The organism is Rhodococcus sp. PAMC28707, assembly GCF_004795915.1.
In the GTDB taxonomy this organism is placed as follows: domain Bacteria; phylum Actinomycetota; class Actinomycetes; order Mycobacteriales; family Mycobacteriaceae; genus Rhodococcoides.
Genome location: NZ_CP039253.1, coordinates 3,009,471 through 3,031,796, shown reverse-complemented (window position 1 = coordinate 3,031,796; position 22,326 = coordinate 3,009,471). Strand labels below are relative to the sequence as shown.

22 protein-coding genes and 2 pseudogenes are annotated in these 22,326 nt (G+C 63.0%); 3 read left to right on the top strand and 21 right to left on the bottom strand.

Annotated features, from left to right (window positions below):
- Window positions 1-35 precede the first annotated feature (35 nt).
- The 5 genes and pseudogenes from E5720_RS13865 to E5720_RS13845 all read right to left on the bottom strand — a co-directional run bounded on the left by E5720_RS13865 (window position 36) and on the right by E5720_RS13845 (window position 5,383).
- On the bottom strand, window positions 36-1,598 hold the full coding sequence (locus E5720_RS13865) for a bifunctional uroporphyrinogen-III C-methyltransferase/uroporphyrinogen-III synthase (RefSeq protein ID WP_136171132.1): 1,563 nt from the start codon (window positions 1,596-1,598) through the stop codon (window positions 36-38).
- A gap of 159 nt (window positions 1,599-1,757) precedes the next feature.
- Window positions 1,758-2,735 (bottom strand): hydroxymethylbilane synthase, encoded by a 978-nt coding sequence (hemC, locus tag E5720_RS13860; RefSeq protein ID WP_136171131.1) that lies wholly within the window; start codon window positions 2,733-2,735, stop codon window positions 1,758-1,760.
- A 65-nt stretch (window positions 2,736-2,800) separates the two neighbouring features.
- Window positions 2,801-4,114: pseudogene (locus E5720_RS13855) on the bottom strand (glutamyl-tRNA reductase); the annotation flags it as partial.
- Entirely contained in the window at window positions 4,111-4,929 is an 819-nt protein-coding gene (locus tag E5720_RS13850; protein WP_136171129.1) for a redox-sensing transcriptional repressor Rex, read from the bottom strand. The pseudogene E5720_RS13855 and the gene E5720_RS13850, both read right to left, overlap by 4 nt.
- A gap of 181 nt (window positions 4,930-5,110) precedes the next feature.
- Window positions 5,111-5,383, bottom strand: coding sequence for a glutaredoxin family protein (locus E5720_RS13845; RefSeq protein WP_136171128.1), 273 nt, complete (start codon window positions 5,381-5,383; stop codon window positions 5,111-5,113).
- 333 nt (window positions 5,384-5,716) lie between these two features.
- On the opposite strand from E5720_RS13845, the gene E5720_RS13840 reads away from it, so the two are divergent.
- Window positions 5,717-6,646 carry an HAD-IB family hydrolase gene (locus E5720_RS13840; RefSeq protein ID WP_136172696.1) on the top strand — a complete coding sequence of 310 codons (930 nt, stop codon included), beginning with the start codon at window positions 5,717-5,719 and terminating at the stop codon, window positions 6,644-6,646.
- A 19-nt stretch (window positions 6,647-6,665) separates the two neighbouring features.
- On the opposite strand, the gene E5720_RS13835 is transcribed toward E5720_RS13840, so the two are convergent.
- The 11 genes and pseudogenes from E5720_RS13835 to E5720_RS13785 all read right to left on the bottom strand — a co-directional run.
- Window positions 6,666-7,154: a GNAT family N-acetyltransferase gene (locus E5720_RS13835; RefSeq protein WP_136171127.1), complete on the bottom strand. Its 489-nt coding sequence runs from the start codon at window positions 7,152-7,154 to the stop codon at window positions 6,666-6,668.
- A gap of 18 nt (window positions 7,155-7,172) precedes the next feature.
- Entirely contained in the window at window positions 7,173-8,231 is a 1,059-nt protein-coding gene (locus tag E5720_RS13830; RefSeq protein WP_136171126.1) for a lysophospholipid acyltransferase family protein, read from the bottom strand.
- On the bottom strand, window positions 8,228-9,337 hold the full coding sequence (locus tag E5720_RS13825) for an NAD-dependent epimerase/dehydratase family protein (RefSeq protein WP_210729869.1): 1,110 nt from the start codon (window positions 9,335-9,337) through the stop codon (window positions 8,228-8,230). The genes E5720_RS13830 and E5720_RS13825 overlap by 4 nt, the downstream gene beginning before the upstream one ends.
- 202 nt (window positions 9,338-9,539) lie before the next feature.
- Window positions 9,540-9,641, bottom strand: a complete 102-nt coding sequence (locus E5720_RS13820; RefSeq protein ID WP_003402602.1) for an AURKAIP1/COX24 domain-containing protein — start codon at window positions 9,639-9,641, stop codon at window positions 9,540-9,542.
- 232 nt (window positions 9,642-9,873) lie between these two features.
- A complete protein-coding gene (locus E5720_RS13815) occupies window positions 9,874-10,110 on the bottom strand; it encodes a helix-turn-helix domain-containing protein (RefSeq protein WP_136171125.1) in 237 nt (78 codons plus the stop codon).
- Window positions 10,111-10,237: 127 nt separating this feature from the next.
- On the bottom strand, window positions 10,238-11,053 hold the full coding sequence (proC, locus tag E5720_RS13810) for a pyrroline-5-carboxylate reductase (protein ID WP_136171124.1): 816 nt from the start codon (window positions 11,051-11,053) through the stop codon (window positions 10,238-10,240).
- Between the two features lie 31 nt (window positions 11,054-11,084).
- Window positions 11,085-11,921: a thioesterase family protein gene (locus tag E5720_RS13805; protein ID WP_136171123.1), complete on the bottom strand. Its 837-nt coding sequence runs from the start codon at window positions 11,919-11,921 to the stop codon at window positions 11,085-11,087.
- A 26-nt stretch (window positions 11,922-11,947) separates the two neighbouring features.
- Window positions 11,948-12,556 carry a MerR family transcriptional regulator gene (locus E5720_RS13800; protein ID WP_136171122.1) on the bottom strand — a complete coding sequence of 203 codons (609 nt, stop codon included), beginning with the start codon at window positions 12,554-12,556 and terminating at the stop codon, window positions 11,948-11,950.
- 88 nt (window positions 12,557-12,644) lie between these two features.
- Complete coding sequence (locus E5720_RS13795; protein WP_186627793.1) at window positions 12,645-13,490, bottom strand: sugar phosphate isomerase/epimerase; 846 nt, start codon at window positions 13,488-13,490, stop codon at window positions 12,645-12,647.
- A 7-nt stretch (window positions 13,491-13,497) separates the two neighbouring features.
- The gene (locus tag E5720_RS13790) at window positions 13,498-14,787 is read right to left on the bottom strand and encodes a hypothetical protein (protein ID WP_136171121.1); all 1,290 of its coding nucleotides are present in this window, start codon (window positions 14,785-14,787) and stop codon (window positions 13,498-13,500) included.
- A pseudogene (locus tag E5720_RS13785) lies at window positions 14,784-15,047 on the bottom strand (hypothetical protein); the annotation flags it as partial. The gene E5720_RS13790 and the pseudogene E5720_RS13785, both read right to left, overlap by 4 nt.
- 192 nt (window positions 15,048-15,239) lie before the next feature.
- Between E5720_RS13785 and E5720_RS13780 the strand changes: the two are divergent.
- A complete protein-coding gene (locus tag E5720_RS13780; RefSeq protein WP_084346392.1) occupies window positions 15,240-16,040 on the top strand; it encodes a hypothetical protein in 801 nt (266 codons plus the stop codon).
- Between the two features lie 60 nt (window positions 16,041-16,100).
- Here the strand turns inward: E5720_RS13780 and E5720_RS13775 are convergent, their stop codons facing one another.
- The 4 genes from E5720_RS13775 to E5720_RS13760 form a co-directional block, all read right to left on the bottom strand.
- A complete protein-coding gene (locus tag E5720_RS13775; RefSeq protein WP_084346208.1) occupies window positions 16,101-16,790 on the bottom strand; it encodes a response regulator transcription factor in 690 nt (229 codons plus the stop codon).
- Window positions 16,787-17,962, bottom strand: coding sequence for an ATP-binding protein (locus tag E5720_RS13770; RefSeq protein ID WP_136171120.1), 1,176 nt, complete (start codon window positions 17,960-17,962; stop codon window positions 16,787-16,789). The genes E5720_RS13775 and E5720_RS13770 overlap by 4 nt, the downstream gene beginning before the upstream one ends.
- Before the next feature lie 150 nt (window positions 17,963-18,112).
- Complete coding sequence (locus tag E5720_RS13765) at window positions 18,113-18,868, bottom strand: phosphoglyceromutase (protein WP_136171119.1); 756 nt, start codon at window positions 18,866-18,868, stop codon at window positions 18,113-18,115.
- A gap of 236 nt (window positions 18,869-19,104) precedes the next feature.
- Window positions 19,105-20,076: a pirin family protein gene (locus tag E5720_RS13760; protein WP_136171118.1), complete on the bottom strand. Its 972-nt coding sequence runs from the start codon at window positions 20,074-20,076 to the stop codon at window positions 19,105-19,107.
- Between the two features lie 74 nt (window positions 20,077-20,150).
- Between E5720_RS13760 and E5720_RS13755 the strand changes: the two genes are divergently transcribed.
- Window positions 20,151-20,504, top strand: coding sequence for a GNAT family N-acetyltransferase (locus tag E5720_RS13755; RefSeq protein ID WP_136171117.1), 354 nt, complete (start codon window positions 20,151-20,153; stop codon window positions 20,502-20,504).
- A gap of 202 nt (window positions 20,505-20,706) precedes the next feature.
- Here E5720_RS13755 and E5720_RS13750 read toward each other — a convergent pair whose 3' ends face one another.
- Complete coding sequence (locus E5720_RS13750) at window positions 20,707-22,242, bottom strand: acyl-CoA synthetase (RefSeq protein WP_136171116.1); 1,536 nt, start codon at window positions 22,240-22,242, stop codon at window positions 20,707-20,709.
- Window positions 22,243-22,326: the final 84 nt, after the last annotated feature.

Genomic DNA, 22,326 nt, shown 5'->3' with positions numbered 1-22,326 from the left:
AGCTCTACCAGAGCTATTTCCACGCAGCGTGGTCGTCAGCGCCTGCGACTCTTCTTACGCGGGGGCGGCAATGCACCTTCGGCACGCAGACGCGCAGCATGCTCGGCAAGTGCCTCGATGAGCGGACCGACCTGCGCGGTCTCCGGCTGAACGTCGACCCGCAGACCGAACTCGACAGCAGTCTCTGCCGTCTTCGGACCGATGCACGCAACGAGCGTGCGTGCGTGCGGCTTCCCAGCGATACCGACGAGATTTCTAACAGTCGAACTCGACGTGAAGCACACCGCGTCGAACCCTCCGGTCTTGATCATCTCGCGTGTCTCGGCGGCAGGCGGCGCAGCGCGCACGGTTCGGTAGGCAGTGACATCGTCGATCTCCCACCCGCGCTCACGAAGCCCTTCGGCAACCGTTTCGGTAGCGATATCGGCACGCGGCAACAGAACCCGATTGACCGGGTCGAATACCTCGTCGTACGGCGGGAAGTCCTCGAGGAGACCGAGGGAAGACTGCTCGCCCGACGGCAGCAGTTCGGGGTTGATACCGAACGACCGAACCTTCTCCGCCGTCGCTTCTCCGACGCACGCGATCTTCACACCCGAAAATGCACGGGCATCGAGACCGAACTCTTCGAACTTCTCCCACACGGCGCGAACCGCATTGGTCGAGGTGAAGACGACCCACTGGTACCTGCCGTCGACGAGTCCCTTGACCGAGCGCTCCATCTGAGCGGGGCTACGCGGAGGTTCGACGGCAATGGTCGGAACCTCGATCGGGATAGCACCGTGCGTCACGAGACGATCGCTCATCTCGCCTGCCTGATCCTTGGTGCGTGGCACTAGAACGGTCCAGCCGTACAGTGCGCGAGACTCCCACCAGGACATCTTGTTTCGACCCGAAACGACCTTGCCTACCGTGACGACGAGCGAACCTACGAGCTCACTGCCTGCATCGTTCAACGTGGCGAGAGTGGCCTCTACGGTGCGCTGCTGACGAGTCGTGCCCCGGACCGTGATGGCCGCGGGTGTCTGCGGAGCGAGCCCGTGTTCGACGAGTGCACTGGCCGTCTCGGCCAGGTGCCCCGACGTCGCGTGCAGTACGAGCGGCCCGGGTGCGGCAGCAAGTGCCGCCCAGTCGACCTCGCCTCGGACGTCGGCCTCGGTGTGTCCGGAACCCAACGCCATTCCGGCGTAGCTCGGCACCGCTGAACCAGACGGCAGTCCGGGAAGAACCTCGAACTGAACCTGTGTACGTGCGACGGCGTTGACCTCGGCAATGACCGAGTCGGTGGTCAACGGATCCCCGGACACCAGACGCACGACATCGTGGCCGTTCTTCGCCTCGGCCAGAAGGGTTTTGGCGACCTCGGCCGGCTCACCGAGTGCCGGTCGGACATCGACTCCGGTCTCGCCGGTTTCAGGGTCGCGCGGAAGATCGTGACCGACGAGCGCGATAACGCCCTTGTCGACATCGGGATCGGTGAACGCGAGTTCGGCGGAGCCGAGTACTTCGCGGGCTCGGACCGTCAGCAGAGCTGGGTCACCCGGCCCCGATCCCACGAACAGGATCCGTCCGTTGGCATTCTTGCGGACTGGGCTCATCGGTTGTTCTCCAGTGCTTTCTTGTGTGGGTATTGCAGTTCGATCGAGGTTGCGGGGCCCCGCTTCGGGATCAACCGTGCAGTGGCGATGGATTCGCCGCGGACCGGGGGCCGAGGGGCCCTGAGTTTGGCGCGTCCGCAAACCGGTGTGGTGATCGAGCTAGACATGGGAGGTTCCCCCGGAATGCGCAGAGGAAGTAGCTGCCGGCTCGGTTATGTCGACCAGCCTGCGGGCGCCGAGATCGAGCATCTCGCGGGCCAGGTCGCGGCCCAACTCCTCTGCATTGTCGGTGGCACCGACGATCGACGCGCGAATGGAATCGCTGCCGTCGAGGGCGGCCACGCAGGCACGCAGTGACAATTCTTCGAATACCCGGCCGCTCTCGTCGATGGACTCGACGATGTCGGCGATGGCACCCACCGGAGCCGAGCATCCTGCTTCCAGCTCGGCCAGCAGACCACGTTCGGCGGCAACGCAGGTTCGCGTGTTCATGTCGTCGAGCGTGCGAATCGCCTCGATGAGGTCAGTATCGGCGATCCTGCATTCGACGGCCAATGCACCCTGCGCCGGAGCAGAGATCATCTGCACCGGATCGAGTGCTTCGGTGATGACCTCGAGCCTGCCGATCCGAGCGAGTCCGGCCCGTGCCACGACGACGGCGTCGAGTTCTCCGGACGCCACCTTCCCGATTCGAGTGTCGAGGTTGCCCCGCAGGGGCCTGACATCGAGACCCTGGCCGAGTGCACGCAACTGCGCTGCACGACGCGGCGCAGACGTCCCGACGGTTGCTCCCACGGGTAGCTCGCCGAGTACCAGGCCGTCACGAGCGACCAGCGCGTCGCGCGGATCTTCCCGCTCGGGGATCGCAGCAATGACGAATCTTTCGTCGGGAGCGGTAGGCAGGTCCTTGTAGGAGTGCACTGCGATGTCGACCTTGCCGTCGGTGAGAGCCTCACGCAACGCCGCAGTGAACACGCCTACTCCGATGGTCTGTACCGGAGCGGCCGACATATCACCGGCAGTTTTGATGATCACGAGTTCTGCATCGAGACCTGCTGCGATCAACCCACGCCGAACTGTGTCGGCTTGGGTCGTTGCGAGCAGGCTTCCTCGTGTTCCGATTCTTACGACGGTCACCGCTGTGGTCCCTTCTTGCCGTCGATCCGGCTGGCAGTGAAATCGTCCACGAGTTCCATTCCATTGATCTCGATCGGGCTGGCGACAGCGTCGACCGTTCCCGGGCTCAGTTCGAACAACTCCCGCAGCGCTGCTGCATAGGAGTCGCCGCCAGGGGTGGTGGCTAGTTGCTTGACGCGGACAGTGGGCGAATGCAGGAGCTTGTCCACGACGCGTCGCACTGTCCGGGCAACCTCGTCGCGCTGCGGCGAGTCCAGGCTGGGCAGTCGCGAATCGAGTCGCATGAGTTCTGCTTCGACGACCTCGGCGGCGCGCTGGCGTAGCGCCGTCACTGTCGGCGTCACCTCGGCGAGCCGTTGACCGGCGAGGTATCCGGAGAGTTCGGCGGAGACGATCTCTCGCGCGGCCGCAGCATCGGAAGATGCCGCGCCTGCCGCCGGGTCCCGTTGCAGGGACTCCATATCGAACACGTTGACGCCCGGTAGCCCAGCAACCGCGGGGTCGACGTCGCGGGGCAGCCCGAGGTCGCAGATGGCGAGAAGTCGCCCTGGATCTCGCTGAGCAAGCGCGAGGTGTGCATCCGCGAGCGAAACGACAGCACCGACCGCGCCCGTACAGGTGACCAGCACGTCGCCGTTCGACAGGGCAGCGGGGAGTTCGTCGAAGTCCATCGACGACGCGGACACACCGGCGGACATTGCAGTTTCAGCGAGGTGCTCGGCACGTTCGCGGGTGCGGTTGACCACGATCAGGCGACCGATTCCGGCACGTCCGAGATGTGCTACCGACAGTCCGCCCATGGCGCCGGCGCCCACCACTACCGCAGTCTTTCCTGCGAGGCTCCCACCGAACATCGCCGCTGCACGCTCGATCGCCACCGAGACGACGGATGCGCCGGCGGAATCGATTCCGGTCTCCGAGTGAACGCGCTTGCCGACGCGCAGCGCCTGCTGCGCGAGTTCGTGGAGCACTCGACCGGAAGCCTGCTGGTTGTCCGAGGCCGCGTATGCAGCACGGATCTGTCCCAGAATCTGTTGTTCGCCGATGACCATCGAATCGAGGCCACTGGCGACGGCGAAGAGATGCTCGACGGCTGCTTCGCTGTATCGAACGTAGGCGTGCTGGGTCAGTTCTTGCACTTCCAGACCGGAGTGTTCGGCAAGCACTTCGCCGACTGCGGTCAGAGCGCCGTGGAAAGCGTCGACAACGGCGTAGATCTCGACGCGGTTGCACGTCGAGACGACCATGACTTCGGAGATGCTCCCGGTAGCCATGAGCTTGTCGGTAATTTTCGGCCGATCCGTATCGGTGACAGCGACACGTTCGAGAACTGCGACGGGAGCGCTACGGTGCGAAATCCCGACGAGAAGGACACTCACGGTGCAATCACCGATCCGTTTCTTGTCGAACTGCTAGGGCTGATGGCTCCGGGTAGTGAGCCGGGCGGCACTCGTGGTCCTCGGCTACGTCCGAGGCGCGGATTTCCGGACAGACTCGGTGATCCATGAGCTGCCTCGTTCCGCGAACTGTTGAAAGACAGAACCTGCATCTCCACTGCCAGATCGACTCGACGCACCTCGACACTATCCGGGACGTCGAGCATCACCGGGGAAAAGCTGAGGATGCACTCCACACCGCCCGCGACGAATGCGGAAGCAACAGTCTGAGCGGCCGCGTCGGGGGTGGCGATCACACCGATCGTCGCTTCGAGTTCGCGGCACGACTGTTCCAACAGGTCCACATGTCGGACTTCGAGTCCATCGATATCGGTGCCGACTCTCTTCGCATCCCGATCGAAAAGTCCGACCATCGAGAATCCGCGACGGCCGAAGCCGCCGTAACGCGCAAGTGCCTCACCGAGGTTCCCGACACCGACGAGGACAACTTTGTGTCCGCGATCGAGACCGAGTGCGCTCTCGATCTTCGCCCGCAGGTGCATGACGCCGTAACCGACTCCACGCACACCGTTCGGGCCGAGGAAGGAGAGATCCTTGCGCAGTTTTGCCGAGCCGACACCCGCGGCGTTGGCCAGTTCCTCGCTCGATACGATGATCACTCCGTCATCGGCAAGAATTCCGAGGACCCGCAAGTAGGCCGCTAAACGCGTCACCGTAGCCTGTGGAATAACGCGTTCGACCCCAGCAGACCGTTCCACGGTCGCCGGTACAGCCGGGCGTTCTTCGGTCACGTTCATGGCTCCTCGTCCGAACGGCAGCAATGCCGGTCCTCACGCTGATCCTGATACATCCAGATCACGACTCTTTCGAGCATTGATATTGTTCGCACCACGGTAACCGCTTGTGAACGAATGAACAAAGTCGCTGGATCCGTGCTAGAGGGGCCCTCACCTGCAAAGCGAGAGCAATCGCACGTTCTTAGGGTGCCCTGGTGGCCGTCAGATCCGCTCGCAGTCGTGGCTCGTCGACCTCCCAGTAGCTGTGTTCGCGCCCGTCGAGCAGCACCACGGGAACACGGTCTCCGTACTCCGCTCGCAGGTCAGGGTCCGTGGCCGCTGCCTGGTCCACATCGACCGCCGAGGGAACGATTCCGAAATCAGCACACACGGCAGTCAACTTCTCGAACACGACGACACAGGTGTGACAACCGACGCGGGTGAGAAGAACCACGGAAGATTCATTGGAGCTCATGCTCCTACTGTCTCACCGCCCGATGCAGAGACGAAGCTCACAGGCACCCCGGGGCGCCACGGGGGTGGATCGCGCCCGCACGTACGCGCTCGCCCACCGTGACACGGACTAGGGTTATGGCAGTGCTCGAGCAGGGAGGTGCGCAAGAAGATGACCGACGGAAACCCGAAAACGCCTGACATCAGCAGCGAAGATTCCGGCGATTCACAAACGCAGATGTCGGATTCACACGATTCGACAGCGCACGAGTCCGAGGTAGTAGACGGGGCCGAAGTAGTTCGTGCGGACGCGATAGTGCCGGACTTACCGATATCGGAGGTGCCGGACGCAGTCATGGTCGACACCCGGCAGCCCGCCGCCGACAAGCGACGGAAACGTCGATTCCGCAGTCCACTCGGCGCTACCGACGCGCAGGTCCGAGCCAACGTCGCCGGAGAGGCGAGCGCCGATGCGGCACTCGCGCTCCAGCTCGACAGCGATGGCTCGGTGCCACTCGACCTGACCGCCGCTGCGTTCTTCGACGTCGACAACACGATGGTGCAGGGCGCGTCGATCATTCACTTCGCCCGCGGTCTGGCCTCCAGGAAGTACTTCACCAGCGGCGATCTGGCCCAGTTCGCCTGGCAGCAGGTGAAATTCAGAGTCAGCGGCAAGGAGAACAGCGACGACGTCGCCAGTGGCCGAGAAAAAGCCTTGTCCTTCATCACCGGAAGATCGACCGCCGAACTGACTCGCCTGGGCGAGGAAATCTACGACGAGATGATTGCCGACAAGATTTGGCCGGGCACCGCCGCACTTGCACAGATGCACCTGGATGCAGGTCAGCAGGTCTGGCTGGTCACCGCGACACCACTGGAGTTGGCTCAGATCATCGCCAAACGACTCGGCCTCACCGGTGCACTCGGAACCGTCGCCGAAAGCAAGGACGGAATCTTCACCGGCCTGTTGGTCGGAGATATTCTGCACGGACTCGGCAAAGCTCACGCCGTTCGTACACTCGCCGTACGCGAGGGTTTGAACCTCAAACGTTGCACCGCGTACTCCGACAGCCACAACGACGTTCCCATGCTCTCGCTTGTCGGCACGGCCGTCGCCGTCAATCCAGACGCAGACCTGCGGGAAGTGGCCAAGAACCGAGGCTGGGAGATCCGAGATTTCCGGACGGGGCGTAAGGCCGCGAGGATCGGAGTCCCGACGGCCCTTGCCATCGGTGCCGTCGGCGGCGGGCTCGCTGCCGTGCTCGGTCGCCGTCGGGCTGCCTGACCAGCTCGACTTCAAGACGTCACAGACTGAGTTGCATCAGCGTCAGGTCGAGCCACCGGTCGAATTTGACCCCCACTTCGGGGAGCTGTCCGACGGTGACGAAGCCAAATTTGTCGTGCAACGCGATCGAGGTGGTGTTCCCACTTTCGATTCCAGCGACCATGGCGTGGATTCCTGCGGTCCGGGCGCGCGCTATCAACTCCGCTAGCAGGGCGCTGGCAATGCCCCGACGGTGAAAAGCTTTGTCGACGTAGACCGAGTGCTCGACCGTCAGCCGGTACCCACTTTTCGGACGCCACTGCCCGTACGACGCGTACCCCGCGATGAACCCGTCGACGACGGCCGTCAGGACGGGAAATCCAGCCCTGAGACGGCCGTCGAACCAGGTGATTCTTTCGTCGAGCCCTACTTCGGTCTCGTCCCAGATCGCCGTCGTGGTGGCGATGGCGTCGTTGTGAATGGCGAGTATCGAAGGCAGGTCTTCGGTGATGGTGTCTCGGATCAGCACCGCGAGGACCTTACAGAGCTACCCGAGGAAGACGTTGCGACGCTTGGCGAGAAGTCGATAGAGCGTGTGCTGGATCGTTTCGCGAACGTGGTCGGTCAACTCGAAGAGCACCATCGGATCGTCCGAAGCGTGGGCTTCGTAGGAGTCGGTGTAGATCGGCTTACCGAACTCGATGTACCACTTCGACGGCAGCGGGATGAGACCGAGTGGGCCGAAGTGCGGAAAGAGTGGCGTGACCGGAAAGTACGGCATACCCATCAGCCGAGCGAGGGTGGTGAGGTCGCCGATTTTCGGGTAGATCTCTTCCGACCCCACGATCGAGCACGGGATGATCGGGGCCCCCGTACGCAGGGCGGCCGATACGAAACCGCCGCGGCCGAACCGTTGCAACTTGTAGCGCTCGCTGAACGGCTTGCCGATTCCCTTGAAGCCCTCGGGGAAGACCGCCGCCACCTCCCCCATGCGCAGCAGTCGCTCGGCGTCGGGGTTGCAGGCGAGCGTGTGTCCCGCTTTGCGTGCAATCGATCCGACCCCGGGCATCTCGAATGCCATGTCAGCTGCCAACATTCGCAGCGGTCGGTGCGCTGGATGGTGATCACGCACGGCGACGGAGGTCATCAACGCATCGATCGGGATGACGCCGGCGTGATTGGCGACAACGAGTGCACCGCCGTCGTTCGGAATGTTCTCGATGCCCTTGACCTCGACGCGGAACCATTTGTCGAACAATGGCCGCAGCAGCGGAAGCCATACGGCATCGGCGAAGTGGGGGTCGTACCCGAATTCGTCGATCTGGTAGTCCCCGGCGAGCCGACGTCGCAGGAACTCGGCGGTTCCGGCAATCTGGCCCACCAATTTTTCTCTGATCGCGTCGATGGGCACGGACACCGGAGCTGTTGTCACCGGCGGTGCGGCGAGGGTCGGAGTGATGAGTGGTGTGGGAGGCCGGACCTCGGTGTACGAGGACGGGTGGCGGCTGCGACTTCGTTCCACCCGGCTTTGGTCTGTGTTTCTCGCGGACGCCGTTCTACCGGACCCACCGCCGTGCAGCGGAATTACCTTCGCCACGTCGCTCACCTCCTTCGTCCCGGACTCGCGACGGTCAGTACCTTCGTCGACACTGCTGCACCTGCACCGACGATCGACAACAAGTGTTTCTCGGCGGCATCGACCCACTCGGTTTTGAGGACCGGACGCAGTGCTGCGCCGCGAACGAAGTCGTCGAATGCCTGCACGGTTGTCCACCGCGGTTCGAAACCGAGGTCGGATCTCATACGGGTCGTGTCGAGCCCGCAGCCGAAATGGAAATAGTCGAGTTGTTCGGTGGTGAACTCGCGCATCATGCCACCCATCAGTGCTCGACCGACGCTGTTGAACAACGCGAACGGCACGGGCGCTTCGATACGACCCGCCCGCCGGATAGCCTGAGAGAACATGATCGTTCCGTCGGCTCCGACGTTGAATGTGCCTGCCGGTCCGCCGATCGTGGCTCGCTCGAGTGCAGCCAAGGCGTCTTCTTCGTGCAGCAATTGCATGCGTGCATCCCGGCCGAGAATACTCGGGATGATCGGTGACGTCATGTACTGCGAGATGGTCCCGTTGAGCCGTGGCCCGATCAGCGGTGCCATCCTCAAAATCGACACAGCGACGTCCGGACGGCGGCGGCCGAGCCCGCGGACGTAGCCCTCGATGTCGATGGTGTCCCGAGCGTAGGCGCCCTGCGGCGGACGCCGGGCACTCATCTCCTCGGTGAAATTGACCGGGTCCTTGGCACTGCACCCATAGACGGACGAGGAAGACCGCAGAACCACCTTGCGCACAGTCGGTGAGTTCTGGCAGACGGCGAAGAGTTGCATCGCCCCGATGACATTGAGATCCTTCATGGTCGCTCGACCGCCGGAACGGGGCGGTTTGGCAATGGTGGCGGCATGGACAACCGTGTCCACGCCCGCGCTGCGGACGATCTTGCCGATGAGCGGATTGCGGATGTCGGCGCGCACGAACTCGGCGCGGCCCATCTTGCGCAGCAGGTCTTTGCTCGGTGAGCGCGTATCGACAGCGATGACACGTTCGATCGATGGATTCTGCGCGAGCCGAGTAACGAGGTAACCCCCGAGAAAACGGCTTACACCGGTCACGAGGACCACTTTCGGCGCCACGACGCCTCGATCGTTCGAGTTCACACACACCCCCAGGATTCGTGCCGCAACAAGCAGCCTACTGGAATCCAGCGAAGATGTGAGAGTACGAGAAATGGCACCCTGTGCAGGAAGAATGCAGATCCGGACAAGAGTGCTTTTCAGGACTCCCGACGTCGAAAACTGGGTGGCTCACCGAACAAAAAAGGCCCGACACCATAAGGTGACGGGCCCCTTTCGAGGAACTCTACTTACCGAGTTTCCTGCGCTGAACTCGGGTACGACGAAGCAACTTGCGGTGCTTCTTCTTCGACATGCGCTTGCGACGCTTCTTGATCACTGAACCCATGGCGGGTGTTCCTCACGTTCTTGTCTACGTTTTCGCGCACGCGAAGTTGCGTACGCCTACCTGGCATCCTCGAACCCCTTGCGGAGTTGTCGATCCCCAAGCTGGCGCTCGGGCGCTGCAGAAGCCAGAGCCCGATGCAACAACAGCGACTGGCACGACGAGTGTAGATCTTACCGGTGCAGACATTCATCTGCGAAACCGGCCCGACTTCACCCGAAAGTGCGAGCGCTACTCAGCCCGCATCGAAGTACGAGGTCTCGAGGTAATCATGCACAGCTTTCGCGTGCACACGAAACGATCGACCCACCCGTACTGCGGGCAACTCTCCGCCGTGTACCAGTCGGTACACAGTCATTTTGGACACCCTCATCAGTGACGCCACTTCGGCGACTGTGAGGAACTGTGTTCCAGCAAAAGCTGGTTGGCCATCCAGGGACGAACCCTTGGAGGGCTTGCTTATAGGCGTCATTGATCCACTTACCTCCGGCACGTCTCGCGCGGCAGGCTTCCCCTCCTGCCGAACAGACACGCACGTGCTATTGATGAGCTTAGCGGGACCAATGGGGTTACTGCGACGGGTGTGGGCAATCGAATCCCTATTCAGCTGTGATGCCCATCTCAGTGGATCTGCGCTTCGCGGCCCCCAAAGCGTTGAAAAACGCTGCTCGGAGGCCATTTGTTTCCAATTCACGCACTGCCGCGGCCGTCGTTCCGCCAGGAGAAGTCACCCCGTAACGAAGCTCCGTTGCGGACTCTTCGGACCGATCGAGCATCACCGCGGACCCCACCATCGTCTGAACGACGAGAGAAGTGGACACATCGCGGGCCAATCCGAGGCCGACACCCGCGTCGATCATCGCCTCGGCGACGAGGAAGAAGTACGCCGGCCCGGATCCCGAAACAGCCGTGACGGCGTCGAGCTGAGACTCTTTCACCGTCACCACCTTGCCGACCGAGGACAGCACAGTCCGTACGAGTGCGAGGTGCTCGGACTTCGCGTGTCGCCCCGGGGCCAGCGCGCTCATGCCTTCGCCCACGAGCATCGGCGTATTCGGCATCACCCGGATGACCGGGAAGCCTGCTGGAAGCTTGGATTCGAACTTCGAAGTCGGCACCCCGGCGACGAGTGAGACGATCAATTGTTCGCGTTCGCCGTCCAGGTCGATCTTGGCGACCTCGGTCAGCGCGGCATCCACATCGCCAGGCTTGACCGCCAGCACGATGACATCGGCGTTCTCCGACGCCTCGGCGATCGACGCCGTCAGGATCCCGAACGCCGAGGCCAACTCGCGGGCTCGGGCCTCGAACTTCTCCGCTACCACCAGGTCGCGGACAGGGTGCCCGGACTCCAGCAGCCCAGCGATCAGTGCCTCGCCTATGCGACCGCCGCCGATTACAGCAATTCTCGTCATGGCCGCAACTCTAGAGGCGACCTCACCGTGCCTAGCGCGGGACCATCGCCAGCTGCCTACTCTGCACGACCACGGCGCCGGTCGAGTCCAACACCAGATGATCTTCTTCGAACCACGTAGCGCCGATCACGGTGCTGCTCGCAGCTACCCGCAACCAGCCAGGAGCGGGTCGACAACGAAGGTAGGACGTCAACTGCACGGTGGGAGCCCAGCCGAACAGTCCGCGGTTCATCGTCACTGGTGCGCAGATGTCACCGGTCATGTGTGCGAACAGGACTGCGGTGTCGGGATCGGCTTCGTCGCCCGGACGGGGCCGGACCCACATACGAATCTCTGATTCGCCCTGTTTACCGGTAAGAAAGTGTGCCGATGTCGGGTCGATTCGCATATCGCACCCCTGCGCCAGGTGCACTACCGACGCCATCGGATGTTCCCCGCCGACCGCGTCGGCATCTGCAGGAGGTTCGATCGGCATCGACGCGAGCGCCGAGGGCACTTCGTGTCGCGGTGAATCGGTGTCCGGGCGCCCCAGAGTGACGACGGCCCGCACCGCCACCCGGCCGGCCTGAGACATTTCGACGTCGACGCTCGATACTTGCTTGCCACGCTTGCGCACGATCGTCGTCAGATCCACTCGCCCGGGGTCGGGCGCATTCAGGTAGCTGACGCTCACGGCGAGAGGTTGCGCTTGCGCGTCGTCGAGCTGAGCTTTCGCGGCTGCCGAACAGGTGGCGAGCATCGTGCCACCGTGCACCTTGGGTCCGATGGTCCAGATGGGGTCGATCACTGCTGCGAAGGAGCCCTCGACGTCGGTGCGAGTGAGGGTCGTCAGTGCTGTGGCCGAACGAAAGGGGCTGGGTTCGGTCATCGGTCGAGCCTTTCGATGGGGTGAGGTCATGGAGGGGTGGAGATCTTTTGTGCAAGGTGTTGGTGTGTGAGGCGGCGCAGGGCGGTGATCACGGGCTCGTAGATGGCGGTTCCCAATACCGCGTACTCGACGGCAGCAGCGGTGGATTCAATCGGCATCATCGCCAGCTCGGCTTCGGCGATCCCCCGAAGGTGTGTGCCGTACGCCGTGAGGCGCTGGTCCGTCATGGGAATGCCGACGTCCTCGGCGGCCTGCAGTGCCCGTTCCAGCTGCGCTACCGCGACGAAGCAAGGGTCGTAGATCTGACCGAGCTTAGCCAACACGGCTTCGGCACGCGGATACTCCGCGCACACGTGGTCGATCACTGGCGGTAGTTCGGCGATCGCATTGCCCAATGTCTCGTAGAGAGATTCTGCGGGGTGTTCGATCAGCTCCAGCACGTTACGGATTCTGTCGATGGGCAATCCAGCTCCGGCCAGAGCTTTGATCAGCGAAAGCCTTTCGAGGTGATCGTCCCCGTACGTCGACTGGGTGGCACTGGTGGATTTCCCCGGCATCAGAAGGCCCTCGAGGAGGTAGTACTTGATCGTCGCGAGTGGCACGCCAGATCTGGCGACGAGCTCGGATGAGCGCACCGGTGCTCCCTCGACGTTCCAATGGGACGCTTCGACCATTTGGATAGCCGTAGTATCCAGGAAACTTTACCTCACCGTGGGAGCCGAACTACCCGAGATACCGCCGTGCGAAGGCCAAGGCCTGCCCGAGCATCGACGCTCGTTCGGGCAGCGTGCGCGCGTTCTGCGTATTGATCTCGATGACGGCCTGCCCGCGAAAACCGCGACGAACCAACTCCGTGCACACCTCGGCGCACGGTTGTTCGCCGTGCCCGGGAATGAGATGCTCGTCGACCGACGCGCCCCTACCATCGGCCAGATGAAGATGCGCCAGGCCCGCACCCATGCGATCCATCATCTCGAACGCATCGGTCCCGGCAGTTGCCGTATGTGACAGATCCAGCGTGTAGTGCGCGTGCCCGGAATCAGTCGGGTCGTAGGACGGCGCGAACGCCGATAGCGCAGCACCAGGGCCGCCACGCTTGCGAAGTCTCGCCGCAGATCCTTCCTTGCGCCCGAACAACCTGTCCGCCCGCATCGGGAACATGTTCTCGACGGCGACCACGACGTCCGAACCCATCTCGAGGTCCGCCACCTGATCAGCGAATCCGTCGGCGTACTTCCGCTGCCACCGAAACGGCGGATGCACCACGACTGTAGAGGCACCCAATTTCTCTGCAGCCTGCACCGAACGTTCAAGTTTTGCGGCCGGGTCGGCGCCCCAGACTCGTTGGGAAATCAGCAGGCAAGGGGCATGGATGGCTTGCACCGGAATCGAATACTTACGAGAGAGCGATGCAACGGCGTCGACTTCCTGGCTCACCGATTCGGCCCACACCATCAGCTCGATGCCGTCGTAGCCGAGCTCTGCCGCATAGCGAAACGCCGCTTCGGTGTTTTGCGGATACACCGAAGCTGTGGACAATCCGACTGCTACCAAACCTTTCGGCGCCACTGTCAACTCAGCCCGTACTCAATTGGAAAGCCAGCGGTCCCAATGTCACGAACACCCCGACCGCTATGGCTATCACCATGCTGAGCAAATCGTCGGTTCGACGCAGAATTCGCACCACGGCTACCAACCCGACGATGACGAGAACTGCCAATATCAGGGCAACCCACGGCAGCATGTCCCAGAGCTTCTCGAAGCCCTTGAACAAGAGTGCGCCCACCACGATTGCGACGGCGCCCTGACCTGCGAGTGCGAGCCACTGCTTGGCAGCGTTCTTCTTGTCGGATCGTTCCTTCGAGGCGTCCGCGGCCTCCGTCGCGAGGTCATCTTCGGGGACTACCTGGTCCTTCTCAACCTTCTCGACGACCGGTCCGACCTTCTTGTCGACCGGTCGAACCTTGACGGCATCGGTCACCTCGGTCACAGCGTCGTCGGGCTTCGATGCTGCGCGCCGCTCGAACGCTCTTCCGAGCTTCGGCTTCGCATCCGGTGTCGGTGCTGCAGCGGGCGACGCCGCCGTCTTCTTTTCAGCTTCCGGTGATTTCTTTTCGACCGACTTCTTTTCAGCTGCCACGACCGGGTTCAGTGGCGTCCTGGGCCGGACCGGGTCGGAGAGTTGCGGTCGCGACTGCGCTGGCATCGCGGCTGTGCTGGGCTGATCGGCCGCACGCGGCCGAGCCTGCGACGGCTCGTCGACCGCGACGGTCTTCGGAACAGCATCTGCTTCGATGCGTGAGAACCGGCTGCGTTGAACGAAGCCTGAAGTGCGGGAACTGCGCTCGACCGGTTCAGCTTCCTGGTTCGGCTTCCCTACTGTTTCTTGACGCGACACTGTTTCTTGACGCGACACTGTTTCTTGGCGCGACACTGTTTCTTGACGCGACACTGGTGCTTGACGCGAACGGACCGGCACCGGTCGCTGAGTGGCCGCCGACTCGTAAGGCCGACGCTCGTTCTCGTCGTGAGCTTGATTGAGCAGATCGGCTGCAGCTGTCGTCGATCCCGACAACAGTTCCGGCTCCTGCTGCCTGCGAGTCGATTGCTGAAACTGAGGCTTGGGCGTCGGCTGCGGTGACGGCAGGGCGGCACGCGGAGGTTCGACGACCGGCGCTTCGGCAGAGACCGGTTCGTCGCGCACGACGGGAATTTCCCCGGTCAACTCGGCGACGGAGATACCGCCCTTGACGCCTCGACGGCGGCGTCCACCCGAATTGAGGTTCGACTTCTGACCGTTCCGCGCGAGTAGCTCGGCAACGGAGATCTGCCCGGTGTCCTCCGGATTTGCGTTGTTGCTCGTCATTTCGAACTCACTACCGGATCGCCGGTCGTTTCGGTGTCCAGCTTCCGCACAATCAAACCTTCCCTCAGCGCCCTCGGACGGATTTCGATCGGGTCGATCGACAGTGCTCGCATGCTCGCCTCCGCTACCAAAGCTCCTGACACCGACTGTGGTGACCGATCGACACCGACGCATCCCCATCCTGCACGGTCCGCGCCCGGCCTTCGGACCAACGATCGAAACGTCCTCGACGTTCCCACCGTACGGTCCGCCTCGCCCGCAGCCGGTAAATCCGTCGGCAGTTCCGATTCGAGCCCACCCCGCAGAACGTCGAAGCGTTCGCTTGCGGGAAGTTCAGGATCGGGGAAGCCACCGACAATCTCATCCATCACCGATGGATGTGTGGTGTTGCTTCCGACGTCGAGCACCCCTAATCGCACATGACCACGGTACTGGGTCTACCGTCCTCTCTTGTGACACCAGGTAGTGGGCAGCAGACTTTTGCTGCAGAAGTTGATCTGGATTTTCCTCGCGAATGGGTGGAATTTCCCGATCCCGACAACGCCGAGCACATCATTGCGGCCGATCTGACATGGCTTCTGTCCAACTGGACGTGTGTATTCGGTACTCCTGCCTGTCAGGGCACGGTTGCCGGTCGCCCGGACGACGGTTGTTGCTCACATGGCGCCTTCCTGTCCGATGACGACGACAAGCGCAAGCTCGACGAGTCCGTGAAGTTGCTCACGCCGGAAGACTGGCAACTGATGGACAAGGGGCTCGGGAAGAAGGGTTACGTCGAACTCGACGACCTCGACGACGAGCAATCGCTGCGCACACGTCGGTACAAGGGTGCGTGCATTTTCCAGAACCGCCCCGGATTCGCCGGCGGCATCGGCTGCGCGCTGCACTCGATGGCCCTACGCAAAGGCATCGAGCCGCTCGAGGTCAAACCCGACGTGTGCTGGCAACTGCCTATCCGCCGCACGCAGGATTGGATCACCCGGCCAGACGGCACCGAGATCCTCAAGACGACCATCGGCGAATACGACCGTCGCGGATGGGGCGAGGGCGGTCACGACCTTTCCTGGTACTGCTCCGGCTCTCCCGATGCGCACGTCGGAGAGAAGCAGGTTTTCGAGTCGTACAAGCCCGAACTGACCGAGATGCTCGGAAAGCCCGCGTACGACGAGTTGGCGTCGCTGTGCAAGCGTCGTCGAGGATTGGGCCTCATCGCGGTCCACCCGGCAACCCGCGAGGCACAGCGGACCAAGTAGTCCCAGGCGAGTGGAAATGCTCCGCGGACAAGCACTTCCACTCGTCTACGACAGGGTCGTCTAGCCCTCGAGTTTGTAACCCAACCCGCGCACGGTGACGAGGCGTTCAGGTTTGGCCGGATCTTGCTCGATCTTCGATCGCAGCCGCTTCACATGCACATCAAGGGTTTTGGTGTCGCCGACGTAGTCCGCACCCCACACCCGATCGATCAACTGACCGCGGGTGAGTACCCGCCCGGAGTTGCGCAGCAAATATTCGAGCAAGTCGAATTCCTTGAGCGGCAACGTGATCTGCTCGGTGTTCACCAGCACTACGTGCCGTTCGACGTCCATGCGAACCGGCCCCGCTTCCAGCACGCCGGTGTCGACGATGCCGTCCAGCTCGGCATCGTTGCCCCGACGCAACACCGCGCGGATACGTGCGATCAACTCTCTGGCGGAGTAAGGCTTGGTGACGTAGTCGTCCGCGCCGAGTTCGAGCCCGACCACCTTGTCGATCTCACTGTCACGCGCGGTCACCATGATGACGGGAACACCTGAACGCGAACGCAGTTGCTTGCAGACGTCCGTTCCGCTCATGCCGGGAAGCATCAGGTCGAGGAGCACGATGTCCGCGCCTGCCCGATCGAATTCTGCGAGCGCCGAAGGGCCGTCTACGGCGACGGTGACCTCGAAACCCTCTTTCCGGAGAATGAAGGCCAAAGGTTCGGCCAACGATTCCTCGTCCTCGACGATAAGCACGTTGGTCACTGTGTCTCTCTTTCTGTCGACGCAGGGTCGTCTTCTTCGAAGTAAGCCGGGATCTGCAGGGTGAAGGTGGATCCGGTGCCGAGCTTGCTCCACAACGAAAGACTGCCGTTGTGGTTGGCTGCGACGTGTTTGGCGATCGCCAGACCGAGGCCGGTGCCGCCGGTGGCTCTCGAACGCGCTTTGTCGACACGGAAGAATCGCTCGAAGACCCGCTCCTGGTCTTCCTTGGCGATGCCGATTCCCCGATCCGTAACCGCAAACGCAACATTCGAGCCACGAAGACCTCGACTCACCGAGACCGGTGAGCCATCGGGCGAATATGCGATCGCGTTCTGAATCAGGTTGGCGAGGGCCGTCACGAGTAGCGCCTGGTCCCCCAGCACTTCGAGGCCGCTCGGGTGGTCCGTGGTGACGCTGAGTCCGGCGTTCTCCGATGCGAGCTTCGACCGATCGAGGGCTTGGTTGACGACGGTATCGACATCCACGACGTCGAGGTCGGGGAGCCTTTCGGCGCCCTGCAGGCGAGAGAGTGCGATCAGCTCGCTCACCATGCTGCCCAGCCTCTTGGATTCGGCGACGACTTTACCGCCGAAATGCCGGACCGAGTCGGGGTCGTCTGCGGATTCGAGTAGTGCTTCGGCCAGCAGGCTCATCGCACCGACGGGTGTCTTCAATTCGTGACTGACGTTGGCGACGAAGTCCCTACGCGTCGCTTCCATCCGGGCCTGCTCGGAGTCGTCGTCGGCGAACAGGACAACGAAACGTTGGTCCTCTTTGCTCAGCAGCCGAGCCACGCACCGCACCGCCATCCGGTCCCGGCTCGTCGTCGTCCGGGCTTCCTTCGAACTGATGTCGACCTCGACGGGATTCCCGTCACCGAGGACCTTCTGTGCGGCTTCCCAGGCACGAGGGTCGATGAGTCGATTGCGCACCAGGCCGAGCTCCTCCGCCCTCGGATTCGACAGGACGACGTCGTGGAATCTGTCGACGACGGCGATGCCGCTCTCCGACGCGAGAATGATCAGGTCCAGCACCTGCGGCATCGTCAATCCCGATGCCGCACGTGTCCGCGCCGAATGCCGAGTCGCGAGGTACGGAATCAGAACACCGCCGACGAGGTACCCAACGAAGGCCGCTGCGATAGCCAGCAGCACAGCCGATGCAACACTCACACCGGAATCGTACGTTCGATGCGGAGCTCGTCTAGCCAGGGCGCAGGCATTCCCCTGGTGGCAACCGCTCTCGGCGACAGTGTTCTTCGACCGTTCATCTGGAGTTCGGGGTATCGGTCACCGAATGGAGCCGACGAACCGCCGAAGGTCCTATTTTCCGCCCTGATTGGCGACGGCTGCCGCTCCTGCTGCCGCTGCTTCGGGGTCCAGGTATGTTCCGCCTGGGTTGCTCGGTACCAGTTTGCCCTCGCCGGCTTCGAAGTCGTAGCGCAGCGGGATGCCGGTAGGAATGTTCAATGCCGCGATGTCGGCGTCGGAAATCTCGTCGAGATACTTCACCAGCGCCCGCAACGAGTTGCCGTGCGCCGCGACCAGAACGTTCTTGCCTGCCTTCAGCTCGGCGACGATGGTGTCCTCGAAGTACGGGATCAGCCGGTCGACGACGTCTTTCAGGCATTCGGTCAGCGGTACGGTCGGCAGGTCGGCGTAGCGCGGGTCCGCGTCCTGGCTGTATTTGCTGCCGGCTTCGATCGCGGGCGGCGGCGTGTCGTAGCTACGACGCCACAGCATGAACTGCTCGTCGCCGTACTTGTCCTTGGTCTCCGCCTTGTTCAACCCCTGCAGCGCACCGTAGTGACGCTCGTTGAGGCGCCAGTCACGAACGACGGGTATCCAATGCCGATCCGCCGCGTCGAGCGCGAGGTTCGCCGTGCTGATCGCTCGACGCAGTAAGGAGGTGTACAGCACGTCGGGCAGCAGGTTCGCGTCGACAAGGAGCTCGCCGGCACGCTTGCCTTCGGCCTCTCCCTTGTCCGTCAAGCGGACGTCGACCCACCCGGTGAACTGGTTGGAGAAGTTCCATTCACTCTCGCCGTGGCGGAGCAGAATCAAGGTTCCGATACTCATGAGGTCAGTTTCTCATGAACCGCGCAACAGTTGGCGCGCGTGGACCGGACACCCTTTTTACCGACCTGCGCGCCACATTCAGGTCCGAGCCGCGAGCAATTGTGCGGGGTTTGCAAAAAGGGTGTTCGGTCCGCCGCGTGCGCGTCACACGCTGCTGGTTCAGTAGCACTGCGTCGCACTGACGCCGATTCACTCGTACACGCTCGGCCTCTGCCGACGGTTCGCCCGACGCCATCTCATGAGCGCGGTTGCAACCGGGTGTTCGGCAATTCCGGTGCAGGCAGCGTGCTTTCCCATTCTGCGGGGAATGCCCCGTACTGCGTGGTGGGCGAAGTGTCCCGACGCGCCTGCTCCCACTCCGCGCGGAACTGGACTATCTCCTCGTGACTGCGCCCGATGAGGTTCCACCACATGATGATTCGCTCGTTCAGTGGTTCGCCTCCGAGGAGCAGAAGTCGGACGTCGACATCTGCGGATGCGTGCACGGTGATCGTCTCGACCCCGGGCTCGTGATAGATCAATTGCCCGGTGGTGGCTGCTACGCCGGACACGGTGATCTCACCCTTGTCGACGAGGACGCCGTGTTCGAACGTGACATCGACATCGAGGCGGGCACTGCTCCCGGCCGGCACGATGATCTCGGCTCCAACCAAGGGGCTGAACATTTCGACCGGCGACGTCTGGCCGAACAGTGATCCCAGAAAGACCGCGGCACGCACCCCGTCGTGCTCGACTATCGGCGGAACGTAATGGTGAAATGCAGGTTCGGTGAACCGATGATCGGCCGGCAATGCGATCCACAACTGCACACCGTGCAGGACGGAGGTGTTCGGTGTCGAGAATTCCGAATGCGCTATTCCTGTGCCCGCAGTCATCACGTTCAATTCACCGGGGCGGACCATCGCGTGGGTTCCAGTGGTGTCACGATGCCCGATCTCACCGTGAAAAAGCCACGACACGGTCTGCAGCCCGGTATGCGGATGACCCGGGACCCGCATGCCAACTCCGGTAGAGACGTCATCGGGCCCGTAGTGATCCACGAAACACCATGCCCCGATCAATGATCGAGCGCGCTGCGGCAGAGTGCGCCGAACAGTCATCGCGCGAGGACCACCCAACGGGACTTCCCGTGCCTCCAGAACTTGCACTACTCGATCAGGGCGCGATTCACACGACAACTCCTGCGGCGAGGCTTCCAGGTTACTCATAACCGACCCTCATCTCGTGACATCCGGGATGCCGATTCGGACGACGGCCCGGCATTCTGGGGCATAGTGGGATCATGACCAATGGAGACCAAAACAACGACGGCCACGGGCCGACAATAGTCGATGCTCCCGATCACCACCGTTACGAAATCCATGTGGACGGGCAGCGCGCCGGGTTCGCGGCCTACATCGATACCGACAACCAGCGGATTTTCCATCACACCGAAATTGACGATCAGCATTCCGGACAGGGCCTCGCTGCAAAGGTCGTTTCCGCTGCGTTGAGCCGCACGCAAGCCGACGGAAAGCGCATCGTCCCGGCGTGCTCGTACGTCGCCGCTTACGTTGAAAAGCACCACGACTTCGACGACGCCCTCGACCCGGTTACGCCTGCTGCGCTCGAGATCGTGGGGGCGGAGAACGACTGACCGCAGCGTCCAGAGTATTCATCGACACGCAAAGCCCAACGGCGTAGCCGCGGCGGCCGGCGAACTCCGCTCGCAGGTCGCCGCCGTCGGTGAGTCGAATCATATTGGAGCTGGTCGACTTTCGGGTTTCACAGATCAACGGTTGTCCGGAGGACAAAGAAAACTCCATCCCCCGGCACCGCCACAGCCGGACCCTCTCAGCTCACACGGGAAGGTAGTCCGCGCGCAGGACGTCCTTGCGGAGTTTGCCGGACTCCATCCGGGGCAACTGGTCCCGGAAATCGAGGACCCGCGGCACCTTGAACCGCGAGAGCCCCTCACGCGCGAACTCCAGGAGTTCCGCCGCCAGCTCAGGACCAGGAACAATGCCCTCCGCCGGCTGCACGACGGCGTGCACGTACTCGCCCATGTCCGCGTCCGGCAGGCCGAACACCGCGACGTCGGCGACCGCGGGGTGCATGATCATGTGGCCCTCGATCTCGGCGGGGTAGATGTTGACACCGCCGGAGATGATCATGAACGCCTTGCGGTCGGTCAGGTACAGGTAGCCGTCGGTGTCGACGCGGCCCATGTCGCCGATCGTCCACCACGTCGACCGGTCCGGGTGCATCGCGCCGGCGGTCTTCACGTCGTCATTGTGATAGTTGAAGGGTATGTCGTCCCGCGCGAAGTACACGGTCCCGACCTCCCCCGTGGCCACCTCAGCGCCGTCGTCGTCGCAGATATGGATCACGCCCGTCACCGACCGGCCGACGGTGCCCGGCCGCTCCCCCCAATCCCGCGCCGCGATGAACGTGACGCCGACGCCCTCGGTGCCGGTGTAGTACTCATCGACGATCGGACCCAACCAGTCCAGCATCCCCCGCTTGACGTCGACAGGGCACGGCGCGGCCGAGTGCAGTAAACCCTGCAGCGAGGACAGGTCGTGGCGAGTGCGGATCTCCGGGTCGAGCTTGAGCAGCCGCACCATCATCGTGGGGACGACCTGGGTGTGGGTGACGCGGTGCCGCTCGATCTGAGCGAGGAACTCCTCGGGATCCCATTTCGGCATCACCACGACGGTGCCGCCGATCTCCTGCACCGCTACCGACCAGTTGAACGCCGCCGCGTGATAGAGCGGCGCGGGCACGAGGTACACCGACTCCTCGTCGATCGTGGTGATCTTGCGGGCCAGGCCGGAGCTCCGCGGTGCGGCCGGATCGTCGACCCGCAGGCCGGTCAGCGCGCGCTTGACGCCTTTGGGCCGACCCGTCGTGCCGGAGGAGTAAAGCATCAGCTGGCCGCGGGGCTCGTCGTCGAGAGGCTCCGCCGACTGCCGCGCCAGCAGATCCTCATAGGGTTCGACGCCGTCGATCACGCCGTCGAACATGATGCGGTGCACGGCGGGGTCGAGCAACGGCAACAGCCCGGTGGCGGTCTCCCGCAGGCCGTGCGAGCAGATCAACACCTTCGCACTGGAGTCCGCCATGATGTACGCGGCCTCCTCTGGCGTGCTGTGCCGGTTGATCGCAGTGATGTAGAGACCGGAACGCACTGCAGCCCAATAGCTCTCGAAGAACCGGACGTGGTTCTCGGCGAGGATCGCGATGCCGTCGCCCACCTGCAGACCCCGCCCCCGCAGTTCACGCGCCAGCCGGATGGAGCGCTCGTCGAGCTCGGCGTAGGTGACGCCGGGGCCATCGCTCATCCGGACGGCGACGCGGTCGGGATGGGTGCGGGCGTGCAGTGCGGGGTACATCGAGGTCCTCCAGTGTTGGTCGATTGGCTTCACCGGCACGGAGCCGGGACTATTTTGTCTCTACAAAACTGACGATCGTCCGGG

Bases quoted from the DNA above. Each gene is read 5' to 3' on its own strand.
- E5720_RS13865 (WP_136171132.1), bottom strand. From the start codon at position 1,598: ATGAGCCCAGTCCGCAAGAATGCCAACGGACGGATCCTGTTCGTGGGA.
- E5720_RS13850 (WP_136171129.1), bottom strand. From the start codon at position 4,929: ATGAACGTGACCGAAGAACGCCCGGCTGTACCGGCGACCGTGGAACGG.
- E5720_RS13845 (WP_136171128.1), bottom strand. From the start codon at position 5,383: ATGAGCTCCAATGAATCTTCCGTGGTTCTTCTCACCCGCGTCGGTTGT.
- E5720_RS13840 (WP_136172696.1), top strand. From the start codon at position 5,717: ATGGTCGACACCCGGCAGCCCGCCGCCGACAAGCGACGGAAACGTCGA.
- E5720_RS13820 (WP_003402602.1), bottom strand. From the start codon at position 9,641: ATGGGTTCAGTGATCAAGAAGCGTCGCAAGCGCATGTCGAAGAAGAAG.
- E5720_RS13815 (WP_136171125.1), bottom strand. From the start codon at position 10,110: ATGACGCCTATAAGCAAGCCCTCCAAGGGTTCGTCCCTGGATGGCCAA.
- proC (WP_136171124.1), bottom strand. From the start codon at position 11,053: ATGACGAGAATTGCTGTAATCGGCGGCGGTCGCATAGGCGAGGCACTG.
- E5720_RS13805 (WP_136171123.1), bottom strand. From the start codon at position 11,921: ATGACCGAACCCAGCCCCTTTCGTTCGGCCACAGCACTGACGACCCTC.
- E5720_RS13790 (WP_136171121.1), bottom strand. From the start codon at position 14,787: ATGACGAGCAACAACGCAAATCCGGAGGACACCGGGCAGATCTCCGTT.
- E5720_RS13765 (WP_136171119.1), bottom strand. From the start codon at position 18,868: ATGAGTATCGGAACCTTGATTCTGCTCCGCCACGGCGAGAGTGAATGG.
- E5720_RS13760 (WP_136171118.1), bottom strand. From the start codon at position 20,076: ATGAGTAACCTGGAAGCCTCGCCGCAGGAGTTGTCGTGTGAATCGCGC.
- E5720_RS13755 (WP_136171117.1), top strand. From the start codon at position 20,151: ATGACCAATGGAGACCAAAACAACGACGGCCACGGGCCGACAATAGTC.
- E5720_RS13750 (WP_136171116.1), bottom strand. From the start codon at position 22,242: ATGTACCCCGCACTGCACGCCCGCACCCATCCCGACCGCGTCGCCGTC.